The sequence below is a fragment of the Vibrio sp. ZF57 genome, assembly GCF_001691235.1.
GTDB classification, from domain to species: domain Bacteria; phylum Pseudomonadota; class Gammaproteobacteria; order Enterobacterales; family Vibrionaceae; genus Vibrio; species Vibrio crassostreae_C.
Genome location: NZ_MAKD01000096.1, coordinates 1 through 1,235 on the forward strand (window position 1 = coordinate 1; position 1,235 = coordinate 1,235).

1 protein-coding gene is annotated in these 1,235 nt (G+C 44.4%); it reads right to left on the reverse strand.

All coding sequences use genetic code 11. The features are described 5' to 3' along the window. Positions 1-1,163, reverse strand: a protein-coding gene (locus tag A6D97_RS14320) for an IS3 family transposase (RefSeq protein WP_240492702.1) whose coding sequence is annotated in 2 segments (ribosomal slippage) — positions 1-896 and positions 896-1,163 — 1,164 coding nt annotated over the 2 segments. Because the reading frame shifts where the segments join, the coding sequence is not laid out codon by codon here. This gene is flagged as partial in the annotation. Between the last annotated feature and the right edge of the window lie 72 nt (positions 1,164-1,235).

The window sequence follows — 1,235 nt, forward strand, 5'->3', positions numbered from 1 at the left end:
CACGTTCCTAGAGTTTAACCAGAACAATCGTTCTGATTCATTGGGAGTCAAACCACCGTTGTATTGGTGCGGGCGGAGTTGGCAATAATACCCAATAATGTATCGAGTAATTTCTTGTTGTGCCTCTGCAAAGCTCCGATAACCTACTGTAGGTATCCATTCCGTCTTCAAGCTTCTAAAGAAGCGTTCCATTGGTGCATTATCCCAGCAATTTCCTCGTCGAGATAAGCTTTGCTTGATCTGAAAGCGCCACAGTAATTGCCGATAACTTCGGCTTGTATAATGACTGCCTTGATCGCTGTGAAACATGACGCCCTGTGGTTTACCACGAGACTCATAAGCCATGGCAAGAGCCTTACGAGTTAATCGACTATCGGGCGATAATGACATTGCCCAACCAATCGTTTTTCTAGCGAACAGGTCTAAAACTACGGCTAAGTACATCCAACGATAGCCAGTCCAAACATAAGTAACGTCACCAACCCAAACTCTGTTTGGCTCCGTAACTGCAAACTGGCGGCCTAAGAGGTTTGGGATCTCAATATGTTCTTGTGATGCTTTACGATACCTGTGTTTTGGCACTTGGCAGCTCACTAGACCAAGGGCTTTCATGAACTTCGTTGCTCTGTAGCGACTCAGGTTAGTTCCCTGACTCGTTATTATGTCAGCAATGGTTCTCGCTCCCGCAGAACCGTTGCTTGCGGCATGTGCCTCGCTAACTAAACTACGGAGCTTTGCTGTTTCGGCATCAATTTCTACTGGACGTTTTCGCCAGTAGTTATAACTGCTTCGATGAACATTGAACACTTCACATAATATTTTTACGCTGTGGCTCTGCTTGAGTTTCTTGATTATCAAGAATTGTTCAGTGAGTCCGACATCAACAGAGCCGTGGCTTTTTTTAATATTTCATTATGCTCTTCAAGGCGAGCTAACTTCTTTTTTAATTCACGTATTTCAATTTGCTCAGGCGTCATCGGCGATGCTTTAGGTGCTTTCCCCTGACGTTCCTCTTTTAGTTGGCGAACCCACTTATCCATCGTGGACTTCCCAACATTCATAGCTTGAGCAGCCTCTGTCACAGAGTGGTTCTGATCTAGAACCAGTTGTGCCGCTTCTAATTTGAATTCAGCGCTAAATAGTCTTCTTGTACGTTTTGTCATAGTGTCACCTGTTAACTTATGAGGTGATGATATCACCTCTAACTAAGTGACCAAATTCAGCGTACCACTACA